General features: G+C 73.6%; 15 protein-coding genes. 10 read left to right on the top strand and 5 right to left on the bottom strand.

All coding sequences use genetic code 11. The features are described from left to right. The first annotated feature begins 81 nt into the window (after positions 1-81). The 3 genes from B446_RS16955 (at position 82) to B446_RS16945 (ending at position 3,915) form a co-directional block, all read left to right on the top strand. Complete coding sequence (locus B446_RS16955) at positions 82-804, top strand: VOC family protein (RefSeq protein ID WP_193384467.1); 723 nt, start codon at positions 82-84, stop codon at positions 802-804. A 200-nt stretch (positions 805-1,004) separates the two neighbouring features. Next, the gene (locus B446_RS16950; RefSeq protein ID WP_020940674.1) at positions 1,005-3,326 is read left to right on the top strand and encodes a PQQ-binding-like beta-propeller repeat protein; all 2,322 of its coding nucleotides are present in this window, start codon (positions 1,005-1,007) and stop codon (positions 3,324-3,326) included. A gap of 64 nt (positions 3,327-3,390) precedes the next feature. Next, positions 3,391-3,915 (top strand): hypothetical protein, encoded by a 525-nt coding sequence (locus B446_RS16945; RefSeq protein WP_234967503.1) that lies wholly within the window; start codon positions 3,391-3,393, stop codon positions 3,913-3,915. Positions 3,916-3,919: 4 nt separating this feature from the next. Here the strand turns inward: B446_RS16945 and B446_RS16940 are convergent, their stop codons facing one another. Genes B446_RS16940 through B446_RS16930 form a run of 3 tightly spaced genes read right to left on the bottom strand, consistent with a single transcriptional unit; the run spans position 3,920 to position 6,261 of the window. Next, positions 3,920-4,696 carry an enoyl-CoA hydratase/isomerase family protein gene (locus tag B446_RS16940; protein WP_078614732.1) on the bottom strand — a complete coding sequence of 259 codons (777 nt, stop codon included), beginning with the start codon at positions 4,694-4,696 and terminating at the stop codon, positions 3,920-3,922. Continuing rightward, a complete protein-coding gene (locus B446_RS16935) occupies positions 4,693-5,100 on the bottom strand; it encodes a Zn-ribbon domain-containing OB-fold protein (protein WP_020940671.1) in 408 nt (135 codons plus the stop codon). Before B446_RS16935 ends, B446_RS16940 begins: the two co-directional genes overlap by 4 nt. Positions 5,101-5,106: 6 nt before the next feature. After that, on the bottom strand, positions 5,107-6,261 hold the full coding sequence (locus B446_RS16930) for a lipid-transfer protein (RefSeq protein WP_020940670.1): 1,155 nt from the start codon (positions 6,259-6,261) through the stop codon (positions 5,107-5,109). Positions 6,262-6,344: 83 nt separating this feature from the next. Between B446_RS16930 and B446_RS16925 the strand changes: the two genes are divergently transcribed. Next, positions 6,345-7,937 carry a FadD3 family acyl-CoA ligase gene (locus B446_RS16925; RefSeq protein ID WP_020940669.1) on the top strand — a complete coding sequence of 531 codons (1,593 nt, stop codon included), beginning with the start codon at positions 6,345-6,347 and terminating at the stop codon, positions 7,935-7,937. Positions 7,938-8,024: 87 nt separating this feature from the next. On the opposite strand, the gene B446_RS16920 is transcribed toward B446_RS16925, so the two are convergent. Beyond that, positions 8,025-8,213: a hypothetical protein gene (locus tag B446_RS16920; protein WP_020940668.1), complete on the bottom strand. Its 189-nt coding sequence runs from the start codon at positions 8,211-8,213 to the stop codon at positions 8,025-8,027. A 196-nt stretch (positions 8,214-8,409) separates the two neighbouring features. Beyond that, complete coding sequence (locus tag B446_RS16915) at positions 8,410-11,379, bottom strand: AfsR/SARP family transcriptional regulator (protein WP_020940667.1); 2,970 nt, start codon at positions 11,377-11,379, stop codon at positions 8,410-8,412. A 189-nt stretch (positions 11,380-11,568) separates the two neighbouring features. Here B446_RS16915 and B446_RS16910 point away from each other — a divergent pair, with 189 nt between their 5' ends. The 6 genes from B446_RS16910 to B446_RS16885 all read left to right on the top strand — a co-directional run bounded on the left by B446_RS16910 (position 11,569) and on the right by B446_RS16885 (position 19,016). Continuing rightward, positions 11,569-12,804, top strand: a complete 1,236-nt coding sequence (locus tag B446_RS16910) for an amidohydrolase family protein (RefSeq protein ID WP_043475796.1) — start codon at positions 11,569-11,571, stop codon at positions 12,802-12,804. After that, positions 12,801-13,724, top strand: coding sequence for an LLM class F420-dependent oxidoreductase (locus tag B446_RS16905; protein WP_043478470.1), 924 nt, complete (start codon positions 12,801-12,803; stop codon positions 13,722-13,724). The genes B446_RS16910 and B446_RS16905 overlap by 4 nt, the downstream gene beginning before the upstream one ends. Positions 13,725-13,733: 9 nt before the next feature. Further along, positions 13,734-14,504 (top strand): SDR family NAD(P)-dependent oxidoreductase, encoded by a 771-nt coding sequence (locus B446_RS16900; protein ID WP_020940664.1) that lies wholly within the window; start codon positions 13,734-13,736, stop codon positions 14,502-14,504. Positions 14,505-14,624: 120 nt separating this feature from the next. Next, positions 14,625-15,743 (top strand): LLM class flavin-dependent oxidoreductase, encoded by a 1,119-nt coding sequence (locus B446_RS16895; RefSeq protein WP_078614731.1) that lies wholly within the window; start codon positions 14,625-14,627, stop codon positions 15,741-15,743. Positions 15,744-15,837: 94 nt separating this feature from the next. Further along, the gene (locus B446_RS16890; RefSeq protein WP_020940662.1) at positions 15,838-17,568 is read left to right on the top strand and encodes an N-acyl-D-amino-acid deacylase family protein; all 1,731 of its coding nucleotides are present in this window, start codon (positions 15,838-15,840) and stop codon (positions 17,566-17,568) included. Next, complete coding sequence (locus tag B446_RS16885) at positions 17,565-19,016, top strand: aldehyde dehydrogenase family protein (protein WP_020940661.1); 1,452 nt, start codon at positions 17,565-17,567, stop codon at positions 19,014-19,016. The genes B446_RS16890 and B446_RS16885 overlap by 4 nt, the downstream gene beginning before the upstream one ends. Position 19,017: the final 1 nt, after the last annotated feature.

The following is a 19,017-nucleotide window of genomic DNA, read 5'->3' as shown; positions in this document are numbered from 1 at the left end:
GACTGCAAATGGGGTGCACGGGGGTGTTCGCAGTGGTGTGGCTGGTCTGCGGGGTGCGTGCGACGCGGTTACTTTGACCCCATGGCCGAAAACAGGGCACCGGTGTACGCGGAGGGCGCTCCCTGCTGGGTGGACGCCGAGCTTCCCGACGTCGAGGCGGGCAAGCGGTTCTACGGTGAGCTCTTCGGGTGGACCTTCGAGGAGGCGTTCGGCTCCTCGGTGTGGGCCCGGCTGGACGGCGACCTGGTCGCCTCGCTGGCCCCCAAGACGGACGGCCGCATGCCCACGGTCTGGACGGTCTCCTTCGCCACCCCGGACGCCGCGGCGCTCGGCCGGCGGATCACCGCGGCCGGGGGCCAGGTGGTGATGGCCCCGTTCCCGGTGGCCGGCCTCGGGGTCGCCGCCCTGGCCACCGACCCGGACGGGGCGGTCTTCGGCCTGTGGCAGGCCGGCACCCACCCGGGCTTCGAGCGGCGGTACGAGCCGGGCACCTTCGTCTGGGCCGAGCTGTACACCCGGGACACCGCCGCCGCGAACACCTTCTACGGCGAGCTCTTCCACGAGGCCCTGTTCGGCTCCGGCGCCGAGCCCGACTTCGGCCGCGCCGACGTGTCCGAAGTGTTCCCGGCGGAGATGCCCCCGCACTTCCTCACCCACTTCCGGGTCACGGACCTGGACGACACCGTCGGGGCCGTGCAACGGCTCGGCGGCCGGGTCCAGGTCCCGCCCTTCGAGACGTCGTACGGACGCGTGGCCGTCGTCACCGACAATCAGGGGGCGTCGTTCGCGGTGCTGCGGCGGTGACGCGTTCGCGGTCCGGCACCACTGCGATGAGATGACCGTATTCGGCACGAGACACCCCGATTCGTCACCGGGTTCGCAACCAGCGGCCCGGCCAGGAAGAATCAGGGTGCGTGCCGCCATGGCGGTGCGGTGGTGAGACGCTGCACTTCGGTCGCGTACATAAGTGGGTGGCGCGGCTCGTACGGGGAGGTGGCAGGCAAGTGGTGGATCAGCTGACGCAGCACGATCCGCGGCGGATCGGGCCGTTCGAGGTGCTGGGCCGGCTGGGTGCCGGCGGCATGGGGCTGGTCTATCTGGCACGCTCGGCGTCCGGCCGGCGCGTGGCGATCAAGACGGTCCGCACCGAGCTGGCCGAGGACCAGCTCTTCCGGGTCCGCTTCACCCGCGAGGTGGAGGCGGCCCGTGCGGTCTCCGGCTTCTACACGGCCGCCGTGGTCGACGCCGACCCGCGGGCCGCCGTGCCCTGGCTGGCCACCGCCTACGTCCCGGCGCCCTCCCTCGAGGAGATAGTGAACGAGTGCGGGCCGCTCCCGGCCCAGGCCGTGCGCTGGCTCGCCGCGGGTGTGGCGGAGGCGCTGCAGTCCATCCACGGCGCGGGCCTGGTCCACCGCGACCTGAAGCCCTCCAACGTCCTGGTCGTCGAGGACGGACCCCGGGTGATCGACTTCGGTATCGCCTCCGGCGTCTCGAACACCCGTTTGACGATGACGAACGTCGCGGTCGGCACCCCCGCCTACATGTCCCCCGAGCAGGCCAAGGACTCCCGCAGCGTCACCGGCGCCAGCGACGTCTTCTCGCTCGGCTCCATGCTGGTCTTCGCGGCCACCGGCCACCCGCCCTTCCACGGCGCCAACCCGGTCGAGACGGTCTTCATGCTGCTGCGCGAGGGGCCGGACCTGACCGGCCTGCCCGACGAGCTGCGCCCGCTCATCGAGGTCTGCATGCAGATGGAGGCGTCCGGCCGCCCCTCCCCGGCCGACCTCCAGGCCCAGCTCGCCCCCCATCTCTTCGGCTCCGGCTCCGACGACAGCGGCACCGCCTCCGCCTGGCTGCCCGAGAAGGCGGTCGGTCTCATCGAGACCCGCCGCGGCGGCCGCCCCGCCGCCAAGCCGGCGCCCACCGCCCCCGGCCCGCGCGGCACCGGCCGTGCCGCCGTGCCGCCGCCCCCCTCCTACGACCCCCCGGTCCCGTCCCCGGTCAGCGGCACCGGCCCGATCCGGCTGGCCGGCGCCCAGGTGCCCATCGGCCCCGGCCCCCGGGTCGCCGACGCCCGGGCCGCCGCCGTCAAGGCGCCCCCGCCGGAAGCGGGGCTGGTCGCGAGCTGGTCCCGCCCGCGGCCCGGCGTCAACGGCGCCGACCCCGCCGTACCGGCGCTGCCCCCGGAGCCGGCCGGTGGCTGGCGCCCGTGGCGCTTCCGCATGTCGAACGACGTCTGGGGCACCCCGTCCGTGGACGGCGACCTCGTCTACGTCACCTCCTTCGAGGTGCACGCCCTGGACGTGGCCACCGGCCGCCGGCGGTTCAAGACCCGGGACGTGGCCTGGTCCATGGCGGTCGCCGACGGCCGCGTCCACGCCTCCGACGGCCCCACCCTGTTCGCCCTGGACGCCCGCGACGGCAACGACCTGTGGCGGCTGTCCACGGACGCCTGGGTCTACTCCCTGCAGGCCGACCACGGCACCGTCGTCACCGGCACCCGGGGCGGCGGCGTGCAGGCGTGGGAGGCCACGAACGGCCGGAAGCTGTGGGAGATCTCCGGCTGCCAGACCGACTTCGAGTCCCCGGAGGCCGGGCCCGCCGTCCACGACGGCACCGTCTACGTGTGGCAGGACGCCCGGCTGCGCGCCCTGGAGGCCCGCACCGGCGAGGAGCGCTGGTCGTACCCCATCGGCGACGCGGCCTCCTGCGGCGGCGTCCCGGTGCGCCTCGCCCCGGCGCCCGACGGCTACGTCTACGTCTCGGCCGGCACCCGGGTCCTCGCGATCGACGTGGTGAGCGGCATGGTGCGCTGGCACTTCGAGGCCCCGGCGGTCTTCCTGTGCCCGCCGGCCTTCACGCCGGGGCCCGCCGTCACCGGCGGCGGCGTCTACCTGGCCGACTACCTCGGCACGGTCTACGCGCTGGACGCCACCGACGGCCGCGACCGCTGGCGGATCGCCACCGAGACGCGCTCCTCCGTCGAGCCGGTCCTGGTGGCCGCCGGGCACGTGCACGTCGGCAGCGGCAAGGGCCTGTACACCCTGGACGCGGTCACCGGCACCCCGAAATGGCGCTTCCAGGCGGGCGGTGACGTCGTGGGCTCCCCCGTGGTCGCCGAGGGCCGGATCCACTTCGGCTCCACCGACCACCTCCTGTACACCCTCAAGGCCGACGACGGCCGGCTGCGCTGGAAGCTCGCCACCGGTGGCGAGATCACCGGTTCTCCGGTCGTCCGGGACGGAGTGGTGTACGCGTGCAGCAAGGACCGCTGCGTGTACGCGCTGGACGCGGAGAAGGGCACGGGGACGGCGCGGACCTCCTGAACGGGCGACGGCCCGGGCCGACGACGGCCTGCCGGGCCGTCCCCCCGGCCGCTAGGGTGAAGGCATGCACATGCAAAGACAGAAGCGCGTGCTCAGGTTCTCGGCCGTGCTCGTGCTCGTGGTCCTCGCCCTGACGGGCTTCTCCACGGGCCGCGGCCGCGGCCACCACTACAGGAGCGGCCACGGCAGCGGCGGCGGGTGCAGCAGCTCGCACCAGGACCACGACGAGACCTCGTCGTCCTACCGCCGCTCGTACGGCAGTTCGTCGCGCGCCACGAGCAGCGGCTCCGCCGGTACCTCGCCCAGCCCCAGCGCCTACCTGGACGACGCCACGGTCCGGCTGCTGAGCTGCGCCACGAAGCGGGACCCGTACACGAAGGTCCAGGTCACCAATCCGAACGCCACCGGCGCCACCTTCTCGGTGACGGTCCACCTCAAGGACCGCAGCGACCAGGGCATCGACTTCGACGACCTGGACGTCACCGTGCCCGCCCGCGGCAGCCGCACCGCCCGGATCCCGGTCGACAAGGCGGACCTGCCCCGGCTGGACCACTGCGAGCCCGGGCCGAACGCCCCCGCCGCGCGCTGACGGCTCACCGCGTCCCGAACCCGCCCCGGCGCCGCCCCCCGAACAGCTCCGCCTGCTGCCCCGGCGGCAGATTCCCGAGTGCGATGAGGTGCGGCGCCTGCGCGAACGCCTGGGCGCGCGCCGCCTCCTTGGCCGCCCACAGAGCCCGCACGGTCCCCTGCACCGCCTCCGCGGGGCACCCGGCGACGACGGTGGCGCACCGCACGGCCGCGTCCAGCGCCCCGCCCGGTTCGGTGACCTCCGACACCAGCCCGATCTCGTGGGCGCGCCGCGCGGAGATCCGTTCGGCGGTCCCCATGAGCATCATCCGGGCCACCTCCCCGTAGGGCATCCGCTGGGCCATCAGCACCGACTCGTAGGCGCTGACCATGCCGTACGTGGTGTGCGGGTCGAAGAACTCGGCCGTCGGGTCGGCGACGACGAACTCGCTCTCCCCGAGCAGGTAGAAGGCGCCCCCGCAGGCCATCCCGCGCACCGCCGCGACGACCGGCTTCCACAGGTCGTTCGCCTTCGGTCCGGCCGTCAGCAGCGGATCGTCCTGCATGTACGGCGACGACGGCTGGGGCACCACCGCGTCCCGGTCGATCCCGGTGCAGAAGGCCCGCTCCCCGGCCCCGGTGAGCACCACGGCCCGCACCGAGTCGTCGAACCGCAACCCGCGCCACACGTCGGCGAGTTCGCGGGCCGTCTCCAGGTCGATGGCGTTGAGCCGCTCGGGCCGGTCCAGCGTGACCACGGCGACCCCGGTGTCCTTGTCCGTGTCCAGGCGCACTCCGTTCACGCGAGCACCCACTGCGGGAGCCCGCCGGAGAAGACCACCCGCACCCGGGTGCCGATCCGGACGCGGTCCGGGTCGAAGGAGCCGAGCGGCGCTCCGGCGTGCGTGACCAGGTTCCCGACCAGCCGGATCCGGGGAGCGTCCGCCAACTCCACCACGATCACGTTGTACGGCGCCTGCTCCGCGTAGTCCGGCAGCAGCGGCGGATGCGGCACGACGTACGACCACACCCGCCCGCGTCCCGACACCGGACGCCACTCCCCGGCGAAGGACTGGCAGTGCGGGCAGCAGGGGCGGGGCGGGAAGCGGGGCTCGCCGCAGTCGGCGCAGGTCTGCACGCGCAGTTCGCCCTGGGCGGCGTACTCCCAGAAGGGGGCGCCGTCGGCGTCGGTGACGGGGGTCAGCATCGCGGTTCAGCTCCTCAGCAGCAGGGCGGAGGTGGGCACACCCTCGCCGGCGGTGACCAGGCAGGTGGCGGCTCCCGGGACCTGCGCGGTGCTGGTGCCGCGCAGTTGCCGCACCCCTTCGTTGATCAGGTTGAAGCCGTGCACGTAGGCCTCGGAGAGCCCGCCGCCCCCGGTGTTGAGGGGCAGCCGGCCGCCGATCTCCAGGGCGCCCTGCTCGGTGAAGGCGCCGCCCTCGCCCCGCCCGCAGAAGCCGTAGCCCTCCAGGGAGAGGGGCACCAGGGCGGTGAAGGCGTCGTAGATCTGCGCCACGTCCACGTCCTCGGGCGTGAGGTCGGCGTGCTTCCACAGGTGCCGGGCGGCGGTCCAGGCGGGGCCGGTGAGCGGGTCGTCGTTCCAGTAGTTGACCATCCCGTGGTGCTGGGCGGGCAGGCCCTGGGCGGCGGAGTGGACGTACACCGGCCGCCGCCGGCAGTCCCGCGCGCGCTCGGCGGAGACGACGACGCAGGCGAGGGCACCGTCGGTCTCCAGGCAGTTGTCGTAGAGGCAGAGCGGCTCGCTGATCCAGCGCGAGGTCATGTACATCTCGCGGGTGAGCGGCCGGTCGTACATGATCGCGGCCGGGTTCTGGTTGGCCCGGTTGCGGCAGGCCAGGGCGACGTTGAACAGGTGGTCCCGGGTGGCCCCGTACTCGTGCATGTACCGCCGGGCCAGCATGGCGATCTCGTCGGCGGGCCGGAGCAGCCCGAAGGGCCGGGTCCACTGCCCCGGGGTGGGGAGCTGGACGGCGGTGCCGGTCCACGGCCGGGGCCCGCTGCCCCGCTTGCGCGAGCGCCAGGCGACCCCGACGTCCGCCTGCCCGGCGGCGATGGCGGCGGCCAGGTGCGCGACGGTGGCGCACGAACCGCCGCCCCCGAACCCGACCTTGCTGAAGAAAGTGAGGTCGCCGAGCCCCACGGCCTTCGCCAGCTCCACCTCGTCGGTCTCCTCCATGGTGTAGGAGGCGAGGGCGTCGACCTCGCCGGGCGCGATCCCGGCGTCGTCGAGAGCGGCGAGAACGGCCCGGCAGGCGAGGGTCCGCTCGTCCTCCGGAAGCTGCCGGGCGAAGGCGGTCTGCCCGATCCCGACGATGGCGGTGGCGTCCTTCAGTCCCGTACCGGCCATGCTGCGCCCACCCTTCTGCTGCTGACAGCCCGTCAGGTTACAGCTAATCTGACGGACAGTCAGCTACGGTGCAGGGGGCTGCTATGAGTGACTGGGGCACCATCCCGGGCCTGGTGCGGTGGTCGGCCGAGCGGTACGCCGACGCCGAGGCGGTGGTCGAGGGCCGCACCCGGACGACCTACGCCGAACTGGGGGCCCGGGTGGAGCGGGCCGCCGCGGCCTGTCTGGCGAGCGGGGTACGGCCGGGCGACCGGGTCGCCGTCTGGGCCCCCAACTGCCTCGACTGGATCGTCGCGGCCCTGGGCGCGGTGTCGGCCGGCGCGGTGCTCGTACCGCTGAACACGCGCTTCAAGGGGGCCGAGGCGGTCGACGTGCTGCGCCGCAGCGGGGCCCGGCTGCTGTTCGTCACCGGCACCTTCCTCGGCACGTCGTACGTGGCGGCCCTGCGCCGGGCGGCGGGCGCCACCGACGGCGCCGACCGCCCGCTGCCCGGACTGCCGGCCCTCGAACACGTGGTGGTCCTCTCGGACGACGCCCCGCGCTCCTTCCTGACCTGGAAGGACTTCCTGGCGGCGGGGGAGGGCACCGGAGCGGACGAGGTACGCGCCCGGGCCGCCCGGCTGACCGGCGACAGCCTCTCGGACATCGTCTTCACCTCCGGCACCACCGGCCGCCCCAAGGGCGTGATGACCACCCACCGGCAGACGCTCAGGGCCTACGAGATCTGGGCCGCCCTGGCCGGGCTGCGGGCCGGTGACCGCTACCTGATCGTCAACCCGTTCTTCCACACCTTCGGCTACAAGGCCGGAGTGATCGCCTGCCTGATGCGCGGGGCGACGATGATCCCGCAGCCGGTGTTCAACGTGGACACGGTACTGGCGAACATCGCCGCGGAACGGGTCTCGGTCCTCCCGGGGCCGCCCACCCTCCACCAGTCGTTGCTGGACCACCCGGCCCGCGGCGCCCACGACCTGTCCGCCCTGCGCCTGGTGGTGACCGGCGCGGCCGTCGTACCGCTGCGGCTGGTGGAACGGCTGCGCGGGGAACTGGGCGTGGACACCGTCCTCACCGCCTACGGCCTCTCCGAGGCGAGCGGGATCGTCACGATGTGCCGCCGCGGCGACGCCCCGTCGGTCATCGCGGCCACCTCGGGCCGGGCGATCCCCGGTACGGAGGTGAAGGTCGTCGACTCCGGCGGCGCGCCGGTGCCGGCCGGCAGCGCCGGGGAGGTGCTGGTCCGCGGATTCCACGTCATGCGCGGCTACTTCGAGGACCCGGCGGCCACCCGCGAGGCGGTGTCGGCGGACGGCTGGCTGCGCACCGGGGACGTGGGCGTCCTGGACGCCGCGGGCAACCTGCGCATCACCGACCGCCTGAAGGACATGTTCATCGTCGGCGGCTTCAACGCCTACCCGGCCGAGATAGAGCAACTCCTCGCCACCCACCCCGAGGTGGCGGACGTGGCGGTCGTCGGGGTCCCCGACGCCCGGCTCGGCGAGGTCGGCGAGGCGTACGTCGTCCGCCGCCCCGGCGCGGTCCTCACCGCCGACGACCTGATCGCCTGGTCCCGCCGCGAGATGGCCAACTACAAGGTCCCCCGCGCCGTCCGCTTCGTCGCGGCCCTGCCGCGCAACGCGAGCGGCAAGGTGGTGAAGGGGGAGCTGCGGTCCCCCTGACCCACCCCCCCCCGGCACACACCTCGGCCGCGACGGCTCCCCCTCCGCGCCGCCGCGGCCGAAATCCCCTGTCGGGGTGGTGACCTACTAGCCCTTGAGGTCCAGGGCCGGCGGGGCCGGCATGTGGCTGTCGAGGGTCGTCACGGTGTCGTCCTTCGGCGGAGCCGGCATGTGGCTGTCGAGAGGCGTCACAGTGCCGTCCTTCGGCGGAGCCGGCATGTGGCTGTCGAGGGTCGTGACGTCGTCCAGGTTCTTGGACTCTTCGGTGTTGCTCATGAGAACTCCCCTGTGGCAGAGCTGACGGGAACGCCCGCTCAGCAACTCCCCCGTGGTTGTCGAACGGGCGTTCCGGGGCGCTCACCTTACCCGTGGGCCCCGCGCGATCCGCCTCCGCTTCCCCCGCTGCGGCGGACCGACCACTTGAGAGTGTCAGGTGCCCATAAACGTTTGATGAACGGGGCGCCGGACGTGCTCAGAGGACGGCCACGGAGTGGAGCAGACGGCGCAGTTCGTCGGCCTCGGGCGATCCCGCGCCCTCGTAGACGGTGAGCGCGTCGCGCCAGCAGGCCCTCGCCCGGTCCGTCTGGCCCAGGTTCTCGAGGGAGCGGCCCAGGAGGGTGAGGATGTTGGCACGCATCCACTCGCCACCGATGTATCCGGTGGTCAGTGCCTGCTCGGCGTGCTGCGCGGCCCGGGCCGGGCGCCCTGCGGACAGGTGGACCTGGGCGATCCGGAAGTGGGTGGTGCCCTCCCACAGGCGCTGCCGGTTCACCGCGAACGTCTCCAGGGCGGCCGTGAGTTCGTCGAGCGCCTCGTCGTTGCGTCCGCCGTGGCTGAGCGCGATGCCCAGGGCGTAACGGGCGTTCGCGAGGCGGAAGGTGAGCCCGAGCTCGTCGTAGATGGCGATGCCCTCACGGACCAGGTCGATGGCGGTCGGGACCCGGTCCAGGGAGACCAGCACGCGCGAGAGGTTGCACAGCGCGCTGGCCTCTCCCGGGCGATTGCCGTCGGCTCGGAACGCCTTGATCGCCTCGCGCAGGTGGATCTCGCTGACGGTCCGCTGGTTCAGGCAGTTGGCGACGATGCCCTGCTCGTTGTGGGCGTTGCCGCAGGTCCACGGGTCCTTCGTGCTGCGGCCCAGTTCGATGGCACGCGCCGTCTCGACGCCGGCCTCCTCGAACCGGCCGCCGTGACCGAGCACCTGGGCGAGCGTCGTCCTCGCCCGGCCCTCCGCGAAGGCGTCGCCCAGCTCGGCCGCGGCGTCACGGGCGGCCCGCGTCGCCGCCTCGTACCGCAGCGCGCTGGCCCCCGACTCGGCCAGGTCCTTGGACGCGAGCAGGAGATCAACGGCCTTGCGCAGGGTGGGCGCGGCGAGCGACTGCTGGACACAGGCGAGGATGCACGCCGCCTCCGCGTGCAGCCAGTCCAGTGCCCGTGCGTCGTCCACGAACTCCTGGGCCGCCCGCCGTGTCGTCTCCAGGTGGTCCACCGTGCGGTCGCCCGGGCGCTCGATGGCGTACACCCGGGTCGCGGAGGCCAGATAGAAGTCCAGCAACCGCGACATCGCCTCCGCCCGCTCGCTCGGCGGCTGCTCGTCCCGTTCCGCGCAGGCACGCGCGTAGAGCCGCACCAGGTCGTGGAAGCGGTAGCGGCCGGGTGCCGCGGACTCCAGCAGGGACGTGTCGACCAGGGACTCCAGCAGGTCCTCGGTGTCCTCCGGCGGCAGGTCGAGGACGGCGGAGGCGGCCGCGAGGGACATGTCGGGGCCGTCGGCCAGGCCGAGCAGCCGGAAGGCGCGGGCCTGCGCCGGCTCCAACTGGCCGTAGCCCAGCTCGAAGGTCGCCTTCACCGCGAGGTCGCCCGCCTGCAGCTCGTCCAGCCGGCGCCGCTCGTCCGCGAGCTTGGCCGCGAGGACCGAGACCGTCCAGGTGCGGCGGGCGGCCAGCCGCGACGCCGCGATACGCAGGGCCAGGGGGAGGAAGCCGCAGGCCGCCACCACGTCCAGGGCCGCCTCCCGTTCGGCCGCCACCCGCTCCTCGCCCACGATCTTGGTGAACAGGGACAGCGCCTCGTCGGGCGACATCACGTCGAGGTCCACCAGGTGCGCCCCGGCGAGGTCGAGCATCCGGACCCGGGAGGTCACCAGGGCCGCGCAGCCCTCCGTGCCCGGCAGCAGCGGCCGTATCTGCGCCGCGTCCTTGGCGTTGTCCAGCAGCACCAGGACCCGGCGGCCGTCGAGGACCGAGCGGTACAGCGCCGCCCGCTCCTCCAGGGAGTCCGGGATGGCGGAGTCCGCCGTGCCCAGGGCGCGCAGGAAGGAGCCGAGGACCGTCTCGGGCTCGGCGGGGCGCGGCCCGGCACCCTGGAGGTCCACGTACAGCTGGCCGTCGGGGAAGGCGGGGCGGGCCCGGTGGGCCACGTGCACCGCCAGCGTCGTCTTGCCCACGCCGCCGATCCCGGCCAGCGCCGAGACCGCCATCACGCGGCCCTCCGCCTCGGACGCGGAGGCCAGCACCTCGCTCAGCTCGGAGACGAAGAAGGAGCGCCCGGTGAAGTCCGGTACGGAGGCCGGGAGCTGGGCCGGGCGCACCGGGACCAGGGCGGGCTCCGCGGCCGGGATGGACGGTTCGGCGAGTGCCGGGTCCGCCCGGAGGATCCGCTGCTGGAGCTCCCGCAGGCCCGGCCGCGGGTCCACGCCCAGCTCCTCCGCCAGCAGGCGGCGGGTGTCCGCGTACACGGCGAGCGCCTCCGCCTGGCGGCCGCTGCGGTACAGCGCCAGCATCAGCAGCTCGCGCAGCCGCTCGCGCAGCGGGTGCGCCGCGGTCAGGGCGGTCAGCTCGGAGACGGCCTCCGCGTGGCAGCCCAGGTCCAGGTCCAGGTCCAGGCGGGTCTCCAGGAGCTGGAGCCGCCACTCCTGCAGACGGACCCGCTGGGTGTCGGCGTGGGGTCCGGGCACGCCCGCCAGCGGCTCGCCGTCCCACAGCGCCAGCGCGCGGTTCAGCACCTCGCGCGCCTCGCCCAGGTCACCCGCGCCGCGCGCCTTCTCCGCCTGCGCCGCGAGGTCCTGCGCGACCGCGAGGTCCAGCGCGCCCTCGCCGAGCGAGCGCACCGCGTAGCCGCCGGACTCGCTGACCAGCACCCCGGGGTCCAGCACCTTGCGCAGCCGGGAGGCGTACGTGCGCAGCGCGGCCAGTGCCTGGGACGGCGGCTCGGTGCCCCAGAGCGCGTCGATCAGCTCCGCCGCCGTCGCCGTGCGGCCCTCGCGCAGCAGCAGTGCGGCCAGCAGGGCGCGCTGCTGGGGCGAGCCGGTGTTCAGCGGCTGCGCGCCGCGCCAGGCCCGTACCGGACCGAGCACGCCGAAGCGCAGCGGTTCCGGCTCCGCGATGGCTCCGGCCGCGGCGCCGGCACGCCGCTGCTCGGGTACTCGCGGCCCACCGTCCATGCGTTCGCCCCCCTAGGCATCACGAAACACTCCGTCAGTTTGCCTTGTTCAGGCCGGTTGCGTCAGCCGTGGGAGACGCCCGTCACAGCCGGCGCCTCCCGGGTTCACAAGGTGCTCACACGGTCTTCGCACAGAGTCGGCCGGCATCGCTGGCTGACGGACCGTCAGATCGGCGCTACCGTGAACGCCATGGACGCCCCGAGCGCATTCCCCCGGATCATCTCCGTCGACGACCACACGGTGGAGCCCGCGCACGTCTGGCAGGACCGGCTGCCGAAGAAGTACCTGGACACCGGGCCACGCGTGGTCCGCGCCCCGCTGAAGGAGATGACCTTCCTCGGCGGGCGGTTCGCGCCGGTCATGGGCGAGCCGGGCGGCCGCGAGGGGCCCGTGGGCGACTGGTGGGTGTACGAGGACCTGCACCGGCCGCTGACCCGGCTCGACACCGCCGTGGGGTACGACCGGGACGAGATCAGGCTGGAGGTCATCACCTACGAGCAGATGCGCGCCGGCTCCCACGACGTGCCGCACCGGCTCGCCGACATGGACGTCAACCACGTGCAGTCCGCGCTCTGTTTCCCCACCTTCCCCCGTTTCTGCGGCCAGACGTTCACCGAGGCCCGGGACAAGGAGCTGGCCCTGCTCTGCGTCCGTGCCTACAACGACTGGATGGTGGAGGAATGGTGTGGGCCGTCGGCGCGCGGACGGCTGATACCGCTCACCCTCATCCCGCTGTGGGACGCCGAACTGGCCGCGGCCGAGGTCCGGCGCAACGCCGAGCGCGGGGTCCGGGCCGTCGCCTTCTCCGAGATACCCCCGCATCTGGGCCTGCCGTCCGTGCACACCGACGCCTGGGACCCGTTCCTCGCCGCCTGCGACGAGACCGGCACCGTCGTCGCCATGCACATCGGCTCCAGCAGCCGGATGCCCTCCACCTCGGCGGACGCCCCGCCCGCCGTCGGCTCCACGATCACCTTCGCCAACTGCTGCTTCTCGATGGTCGACTGGCTGATGAGCGGCAAGTTCGAGCGCTTCCCCGGCCTGCGGGTCATGTACGCCGAGGGGCAGATCGGGTGGATCCCGTACATCCTGGAGCGCGCGGACGTCGTCTGGGAGGAGAACCGGGGCTGGGGCGGGGTCGCCGACAAGGTGCGCCGGCCGCCGTCCGAGCTGTTCGCCGGGCACGTGTACGGCTGCTTCTTCGACGACGCCTTCGGGCTGCGCAACCTGGACGCCATCGGGGTCGGCAACGTGCTCTACGAGACCGACTACCCCCACTCGGACTCCACCTGGCCCAAGTCCCGCGAGGTGGGCGAGGCGCAGATGGGGCACCTGCCCCCGGACGTGGTCGAGCGGATCGTGCGGGGCAACGCCATCGACCTGCTGGGGCTCACCCCGGACGGGCTGTGGCCGGGTGCCCGGTGAGCCTCGCGTACGGCATCCAGCTGCCCGTCCAGTCGCAGAGCACCCTCTACACGGAGGCCTGGGAGGCCGCCGCCGGGCCGCCCGACCTGGTGGAGATCGCGCGGGCCGTGGAGCGGGCCGGGTTCGACTACCTCGCCGCCTGCGACCACGTGGGCGTCCCGCGCCGGCTGGCCCCGGCGATGAGCACCGTCTGGTACGACCCGGTCGCCACCCTGGCCCACCTCGCGGCCGTCACCGAGCGGGTCCGGCTGCTCAGCCACGTGGCCGTGGTCGGGCTGCGGCACCCGCTGCTCACCGCCAAGCAGTACGCCACCCTCGACCACCTCTCCGGCGGGCGGCTCGTCCTCGGGGTGGGCGCGGGACACGTGCGCGAGGAGTTCGAGGCGCTGGGCGTCGACTTCGAGCGGCGCGGTGCCGTGCTCGACGAGGCGATCGACGCGCTGCGCGCGGCCCTGGGACCCGAGGAGTTCCCCGAGCACCACGGCAGGTTCTACGACTTCGCCGGGCTCGGGCAGCGGCCCCGGCCCGCCCAGCCGCACGTCCCGATCTGGGTCGGCGGCTCCTCGCCGGCCGCCGTCCGCCGGGCGGCTCTGAGAGGCGACGGCTGGCTGCCGCAGGGGGACCCCCGGGACCGGCTGCCCGGGCAGATCGAGCGGCTGCGGCGGCTGCGCGAGGAGCACGGCGTCGGGGCGCCGCTCACCGTCGGCGCCATCACCGAGCCCCTGTACGTCGGCCGCGCCGGCTGGGACGTGGGGCGGCGCACCCTCACCGGGCCACCGGAGGAGATCGCCGAGTCGCTGCGGGCGTACCGCGCGATGGGCGTGCACCAGGTCCAGGTGCGGTTCCGCAGCCGCGGCCGCGCCGAACTCCTGGACCAGATCGCGGCGTTCGGGGCGGAGGTCGGGCCCCGCCTTCACTGAGGAGCGGACATGGGCAAGCTGGACGGGCGGGTCGTCATCGTCACCGGGGCGGCGCGCGGACAGGGCGAGCAGGAGGCGCGGCTCTTCCGGCAGGAGGGGGCGCGGGTGGCCGTCGCCGACGTGCTGGACGACCGGGGCGAGGCGCTCGCCAAGGAGATAGGGGCCCTCTACGTCCACCTGGACGTGGGCACGGAGGACGGCTGGCGGGAGGCCGTCGGCGCGGTCAAGCGGGCGTACGGGCGGATCGACGGGCTGGTCAACAACGCGGGCATCCTGCGCTTCAACGCGCTGGTGGACACCCCGCTGGCCGAGTTCATGCAGGTCGTGCAGGTCAACCAGGTCGGCTGCTTCCTGGGCATGAAGACCGTGGCGCCGGAGCTCGCGGACGGGGGCACGATCGTCAACACCGCCTCCTACACGGCGCTCACCGGCATGGCCGCCGTCGGGACGTACGCGGCGACCAAACACGCGGTGCTCGGGCTGACCCGGGTGGCCGCGCTGGAGCTGGCGAGCCGGCGGATCCGGGTCAACGCCATCTGCCCCGGAGCCATCGACACCGCCATGTCCAACCCGGCCCGGCTGGACCCGGCCGCGGACCCGGAGGAGATGAACCGGGCCCTGGACGAGCTGTACCGGGGGCTCGTGCCGCTCGGCCGGGTCGGGCAGCCGGAGGAGGTGGCCCGGCTGGCCCTGTTCCTCACCTCGGACGACTCCTCGTACATCACGGGCCAGCCGTTCGTGATCGACGGGGGATGGCTGGCGGGCGTCAGCGTCATCTGACCTCCGGCTCCGCCCTTATCTGACTGACCGTCAGCTATTGACGGTCGCGGCCGCCGGTGCGACAGTCGGCCGACACACTTGTCTGACGGATCGTCAGTGAAACTGGGACGGTGAACCGCCGTGGAATTCGGGCTCTTTGTACAGGGATACGTGGGCAAGCGCGCCGAGACCGACCCGCTGGCCGAGCACAAGGCGCTGATGGAGGAGACCGAGTACGTCATCCAGGCGGACAGGTCCGGCTTCAAGTACGCCTGGGCCTCCGAACACCACTTCCTGGAGGAGTACTCCCACCTGTCCGCCAACGACGTCTTCCTCGGCTACCTGGCCCACGCGACCGACCGCATCCACCTGGGCTCGGGCATCTTCAACCCGCTCGCCCAGGTCAACCACCCGGTGAAGGTCGCCGAGAAGGTCGCCATGCTCGACCACCTCAGCGAGGGCCGCTTCGAGTTCGGCAGCGGCCGGGGCGCCGGCAGCCACGAGATCCTCGGCTTCCTCCCCGGGATCACCGACATGAACCACACGAAGGAGATCTGGGAGGAGACCATCGCGGAGTTCCCCAAGATGTGGCTCCAGGACGAGTACGAGGGCTTCCACGGCAAGCACTGGCAGCTCCCGCCGAGGAAGGTGCTCCCCAAGCCGTACGGCAAGTCGCACCCCGCGATGTGGTACGCCGCCGGATCACCGCCCTCCTACGCGATGGCCGCCCGCAAGGGCCTCGGCGTGCTGGGCTTCAGCATCCAGAAGGTCTCCGACATGGAATGGGTGCTGGAGCAGTACAAGACGGCGGTCGTGAACGCGGAGCCGGTCGGCGACTTCGTCAACGACAACGTGATGGTGACGACGACCGCCATCTGCGCGCCGACCCACGCCGAGGCCATCGAGATCGCCGTCGACGGCGGCCTGCACTACCTGCCCTCGCTCGTCTTCCGCTACCACGACACCTTCCCGCGCCCCGAGGGCTTCCCGGTGTGGCCGGAGACGCTGCCCGCGTACACCCCGGAGTTCGTGGAGCTGCTCATCGAGGAGGAGCTGCTGATCTGCGGCGACCCGGACGAGGTGCTGCGGCAGTGCAAGCGGTGGGAGCAGGCCGGCGCGGACCAGCTCAGCTTCGGGCTGCCGGTGGGCGTGCCGAAGGAGGCGACGCTGCAGACGATCCGGCTCATCGGGGAGCACGTGATCCCGAAGATCGACACGGACCCCGTCCACCGGACCTCGCGGTTCCGGGCCGCCGTCTGAGCGCCCTCGCGGGGTGCGGGTCGCGTGTGGCTGGTCGCGCAGTTCCCCGCGCCCCTCGGTACGCATGCCGCCACGTACGTCGAGGAGTTACCGCATGCTTGATCACGTCATCCGCGGCGCGACGGTCGTCGATGGAACCGGCGCACCCGCGTACACCGCCGACGTCGGCGTGCGCGACGGCCGGATCGCCGCCGTCGGCAAGGTCACCGAGAAGGCCCGCACCACCGAGGACGCCACCGGACTCGTCCTCACCCCCGGCTTCGTCGACCCGCACACCCACTACGACGCCCAGCTCTTCTGGGACCCGTACGCCACCCCCTCGCTCAACCACGGGGTGACCACCGTCGCCGCCGGGAACTGCGGGTTCACCCTCGCGCCGCTGAACCCCGGCCGCCCCGGGGACGCCGACTACACCCGGCGGATGATGTCCAAGGTGGAGGGCATGTCCCTGGTGGCCCTGGAGCGGGGGGCGCCCTGGACCTGGCACTCCTTCGGGGAGTACCTGGACGCCCTGGAAGGGCGGATCGCCGTCAACGCCGGGTTCATGGTGGGGCACTGCGCGCTGCGCCGGTACGTCATGGGACCGCGGGCCGTCGGCGGACAGCCGACCGGCGAGCAGCTGGACGCGATGGTGCGGCTGCTGCGCGAGGCGATGGACGCGGGCGCCTGGGGCCTGTCCACCACGCAGTCCGGCACCCACTCGGACGGGGACGGGCAGCCGGTGGCGTCCCGGCACGCGCGGCCGGCGGAACTGCTCGCCCTCGCCCGGGCCGTCGGCGAGCACGAGGGCACCCAGCTCGAGGCGATCGTCGCCGGGTGCCTCGACCAGTTCAGCGACGCCGAGATCGACCTCCTGGTGGAGCTGAGCGCGACCGCCGGACGGCCCCTGAACTGGAACGTCCTCACCGTCGACGCGGCCGTGCCGGAACGGGTGCCCCGGCAGCTCAGCGCGAGCGAGCGGGCCCGCAAGGCGGGCGGCCGGGTGGTCGCCCTCACCATGCCGATCCTCACCCCGATGAACATGTCCCTGGGCACCTTCTGCGCCCTGAACCTCATCCCCGGCTGGGGCCCCGTCCTCGGGCTCCCGGTCCCCGAGCGGATCGCCCGGCTGCGGGACCCCGGCGTCCGCGCGGAGCTGCTGCGCCGCGCCGGCTCGAAGGAGGCGGGCGTCTTCCGGCGGCTCGCCGACTTCGGGCGCTACGTCATCGGCGACACCTACAGCGAGGCCAACCGGGGGCTGACCGGACGGGTGGTGCGGGACATCGCCGCCGAACGCGGGCAGGACCCGTTCTCCTGCCTGGTGGAGATCTGCGCCGCCGATGACCTGCGCACCGTGCTGTGGCCGATGCCCACCGACAACGACCCGGCCTCCTGGGCGCTGCGCGCGGAGACCTGGAGCCACGAGGACGTGCTGCTCGGCGGCTCGGACGCCGGCGCGCACCTGGACCGGATGTGCGGGGCGCCGTACACCACCCGGTTCCTCGGGGACTGCCTGCGCCGCCGCCGGCTGGTCGGTCTGGAGCAGGCGGTCAGGATGCTGACCGACGACCCGGCACGGCTGTTCGGGCTGCGCGAGCGGGGACGGGTGCGGGAGGGCTGGCATGCGGACCTGGTGCTGTTCGACCCGGAGCGGATCGACGCTGCCCCGGCCACCCTGGTGCACGACCTGCCGGGTGACAGCCCGCGCCTGGACTCCAGGGCGCTCGGCGTGCGGGCCGTGTGGGTCAACGGCGTCGAGGCGATCCGGGACGACGAGGTGAGCGGGGCCGTGCCGGGCCGGGTGCTGCGGTCCGGACGGGACACCAGGACGGTGAGCACCAGGTGAGCGACGGGCAGCGGCTGTTCATCGGCGGCGAGTGGACCGAGCCGGACGGCGGGCACTACCCGGTGACCGACCCGGCCACCGAGGAGACCGTCGGCTGGGCCCCGGAGGCCTCGCCGGGGCAGGCGCGGGCGGCCTGCGCGGCGGCCCGGGAGGCGTTCGGGACGTGGTCGCGGACCCGGCCGGAGGAGCGGGCGGCCGTGCTGGGCAGGGCGGCCGGGATCATCCGCGGCTCCCTGGAGCCGTACGCCGACCTCGCCCGCGCCGAGACCGGCGCGACGACCGCGACCGCCCGGGCGATGCAGGTCGGGGTGGCCGCGGCCCGCTTCCGACGGTACGCCTGCACGGAGCCCGCCGAGTGGGCCGTCCCCCCGCAGATCAACGAGGCCGGGCCGATGGGCCGGGCCGGCGTGACGGGCGCGCTCGCGGTGCGCCAGCCCGTCGGCGTGGTCACCTGCGTCACCTCGTACAACAACCCGTGGGCCAACCCGGCGGGCAAGATCGCTCCGGCGCTGGCCATGGGCAACACGGTGGTGGTGAAGCCCGCCCCGCAGGACCCGCTCTCCGTCTACCGGATGGCCGAGGCGCTCCAGGCGGCCGGGGTGCCCCCCGGGGTGGTGAACGTCGTCTCGGGGCGGGAGGTCGCGGTGGGGGAGGCGGTGGTGGCCTCCGGCGACGTCGACATGGTCAGCTTCACCGGTTCCACGGCCGTCGGCCGCCGTATCGCCGAGGTCTGCGGGCGGGACATGAAACGCCAGCTCATGGAGTTGGGCGGCAAGGGCGCCGCGCTCGTCCTGGACGACGCCGACCTCGGCTCGGCCGTCGCCGGCATCGGCACCACCTTCTCCTTCTACAGCGGCCAGATCTGCACCGCGCCGACCCGGGTGCTGGCCCAGCGGGGCGTGTACGGACGGCTGGTGGAGCTGCTGGGCGGCTACGCGTCCCGGCTGAAGGTGGGCGACCCGCGGGAGCCGGACACCGTCGTGGGGCCGGTGATCTCGGCAGAGCACCGGGCGCGCGTCGAGTCGTACGTCGAACTCGGCCGCAAGGAGGGCGCGGTGGTCGTCGCGGGTGGTGAACGGCCGCCGCGGGAACGCGGGTTCTTCGTGGCGCCGACGCTGCTGGCCGACTGCACCAACGACATGCGGGTGGCGCGGGAGGAGATCTTCGGGCCGGTGGTCGTGGTGATCCCGTTCGACGACGAGGAGGAGGGCGTGGCCCTCGCCAACGACTCCGACTACGGGCTCATCGACTACGTCTGGTCCGGTGACGTGGCCCGGGCCTTCCGGGTGGCGCGGCGGCTGCGGGCGGGCGGCGTCGGCGTCAACACGGTCGGCCGCAACATGGAGGCCCCGTTCGGCGGGTTCCGGATGAGCGGCGTCGGCCGGGACGTGGGCTCCTACGCCCTGCACGCCTACAGCGAGGTCCAGTCCATCGTCTGGCCGGGGTGAG

The organism is Streptomyces collinus Tu 365 (genome assembly GCF_000444875.1).
Lineage (GTDB): Bacteria > Actinomycetota > Actinomycetes > Streptomycetales > Streptomycetaceae > Streptomyces > Streptomyces collinus_A.
This window is presented reverse-complemented; position numbering and strand designations above follow the sequence as displayed.

Excerpts from the sequence above, each read along its gene's own strand:
- B446_RS16925 (WP_020940669.1), top strand. The coding sequence starts at position 6,345 with ATGAGTGACTGGGGCACCATCCCGGGCCTGGTGCGGTGGTCGGCCGAG.
- B446_RS16935 (WP_020940671.1), bottom strand. The coding sequence starts at position 5,100 with ATGCTGACCCCCGTCACCGACGCCGACGGCGCCCCCTTCTGGGAGTAC.
- B446_RS16910 (WP_043475796.1), top strand. The coding sequence starts at position 11,569 with ATGGACGCCCCGAGCGCATTCCCCCGGATCATCTCCGTCGACGACCAC.
- B446_RS16915 (WP_020940667.1), bottom strand. The coding sequence starts at position 11,379 with ATGGACGGTGGGCCGCGAGTACCCGAGCAGCGGCGTGCCGGCGCCGCG.
- B446_RS16945 (WP_234967503.1), top strand. The coding sequence starts at position 3,391 with ATGCACATGCAAAGACAGAAGCGCGTGCTCAGGTTCTCGGCCGTGCTC.
- B446_RS16890 (WP_020940662.1), top strand. The coding sequence starts at position 15,838 with ATGCTTGATCACGTCATCCGCGGCGCGACGGTCGTCGATGGAACCGGC.
- B446_RS16920 (WP_020940668.1), bottom strand. The coding sequence starts at position 8,213 with ATGAGCAACACCGAAGAGTCCAAGAACCTGGACGACGTCACGACCCTC.
- B446_RS16955 (WP_193384467.1), top strand. The coding sequence starts at position 82 with ATGGCCGAAAACAGGGCACCGGTGTACGCGGAGGGCGCTCCCTGCTGG.
- B446_RS16930 (WP_020940670.1), bottom strand. The coding sequence starts at position 6,261 with ATGGCCGGTACGGGACTGAAGGACGCCACCGCCATCGTCGGGATCGGG.
- B446_RS16900 (WP_020940664.1), top strand. The coding sequence starts at position 13,734 with ATGGGCAAGCTGGACGGGCGGGTCGTCATCGTCACCGGGGCGGCGCGC.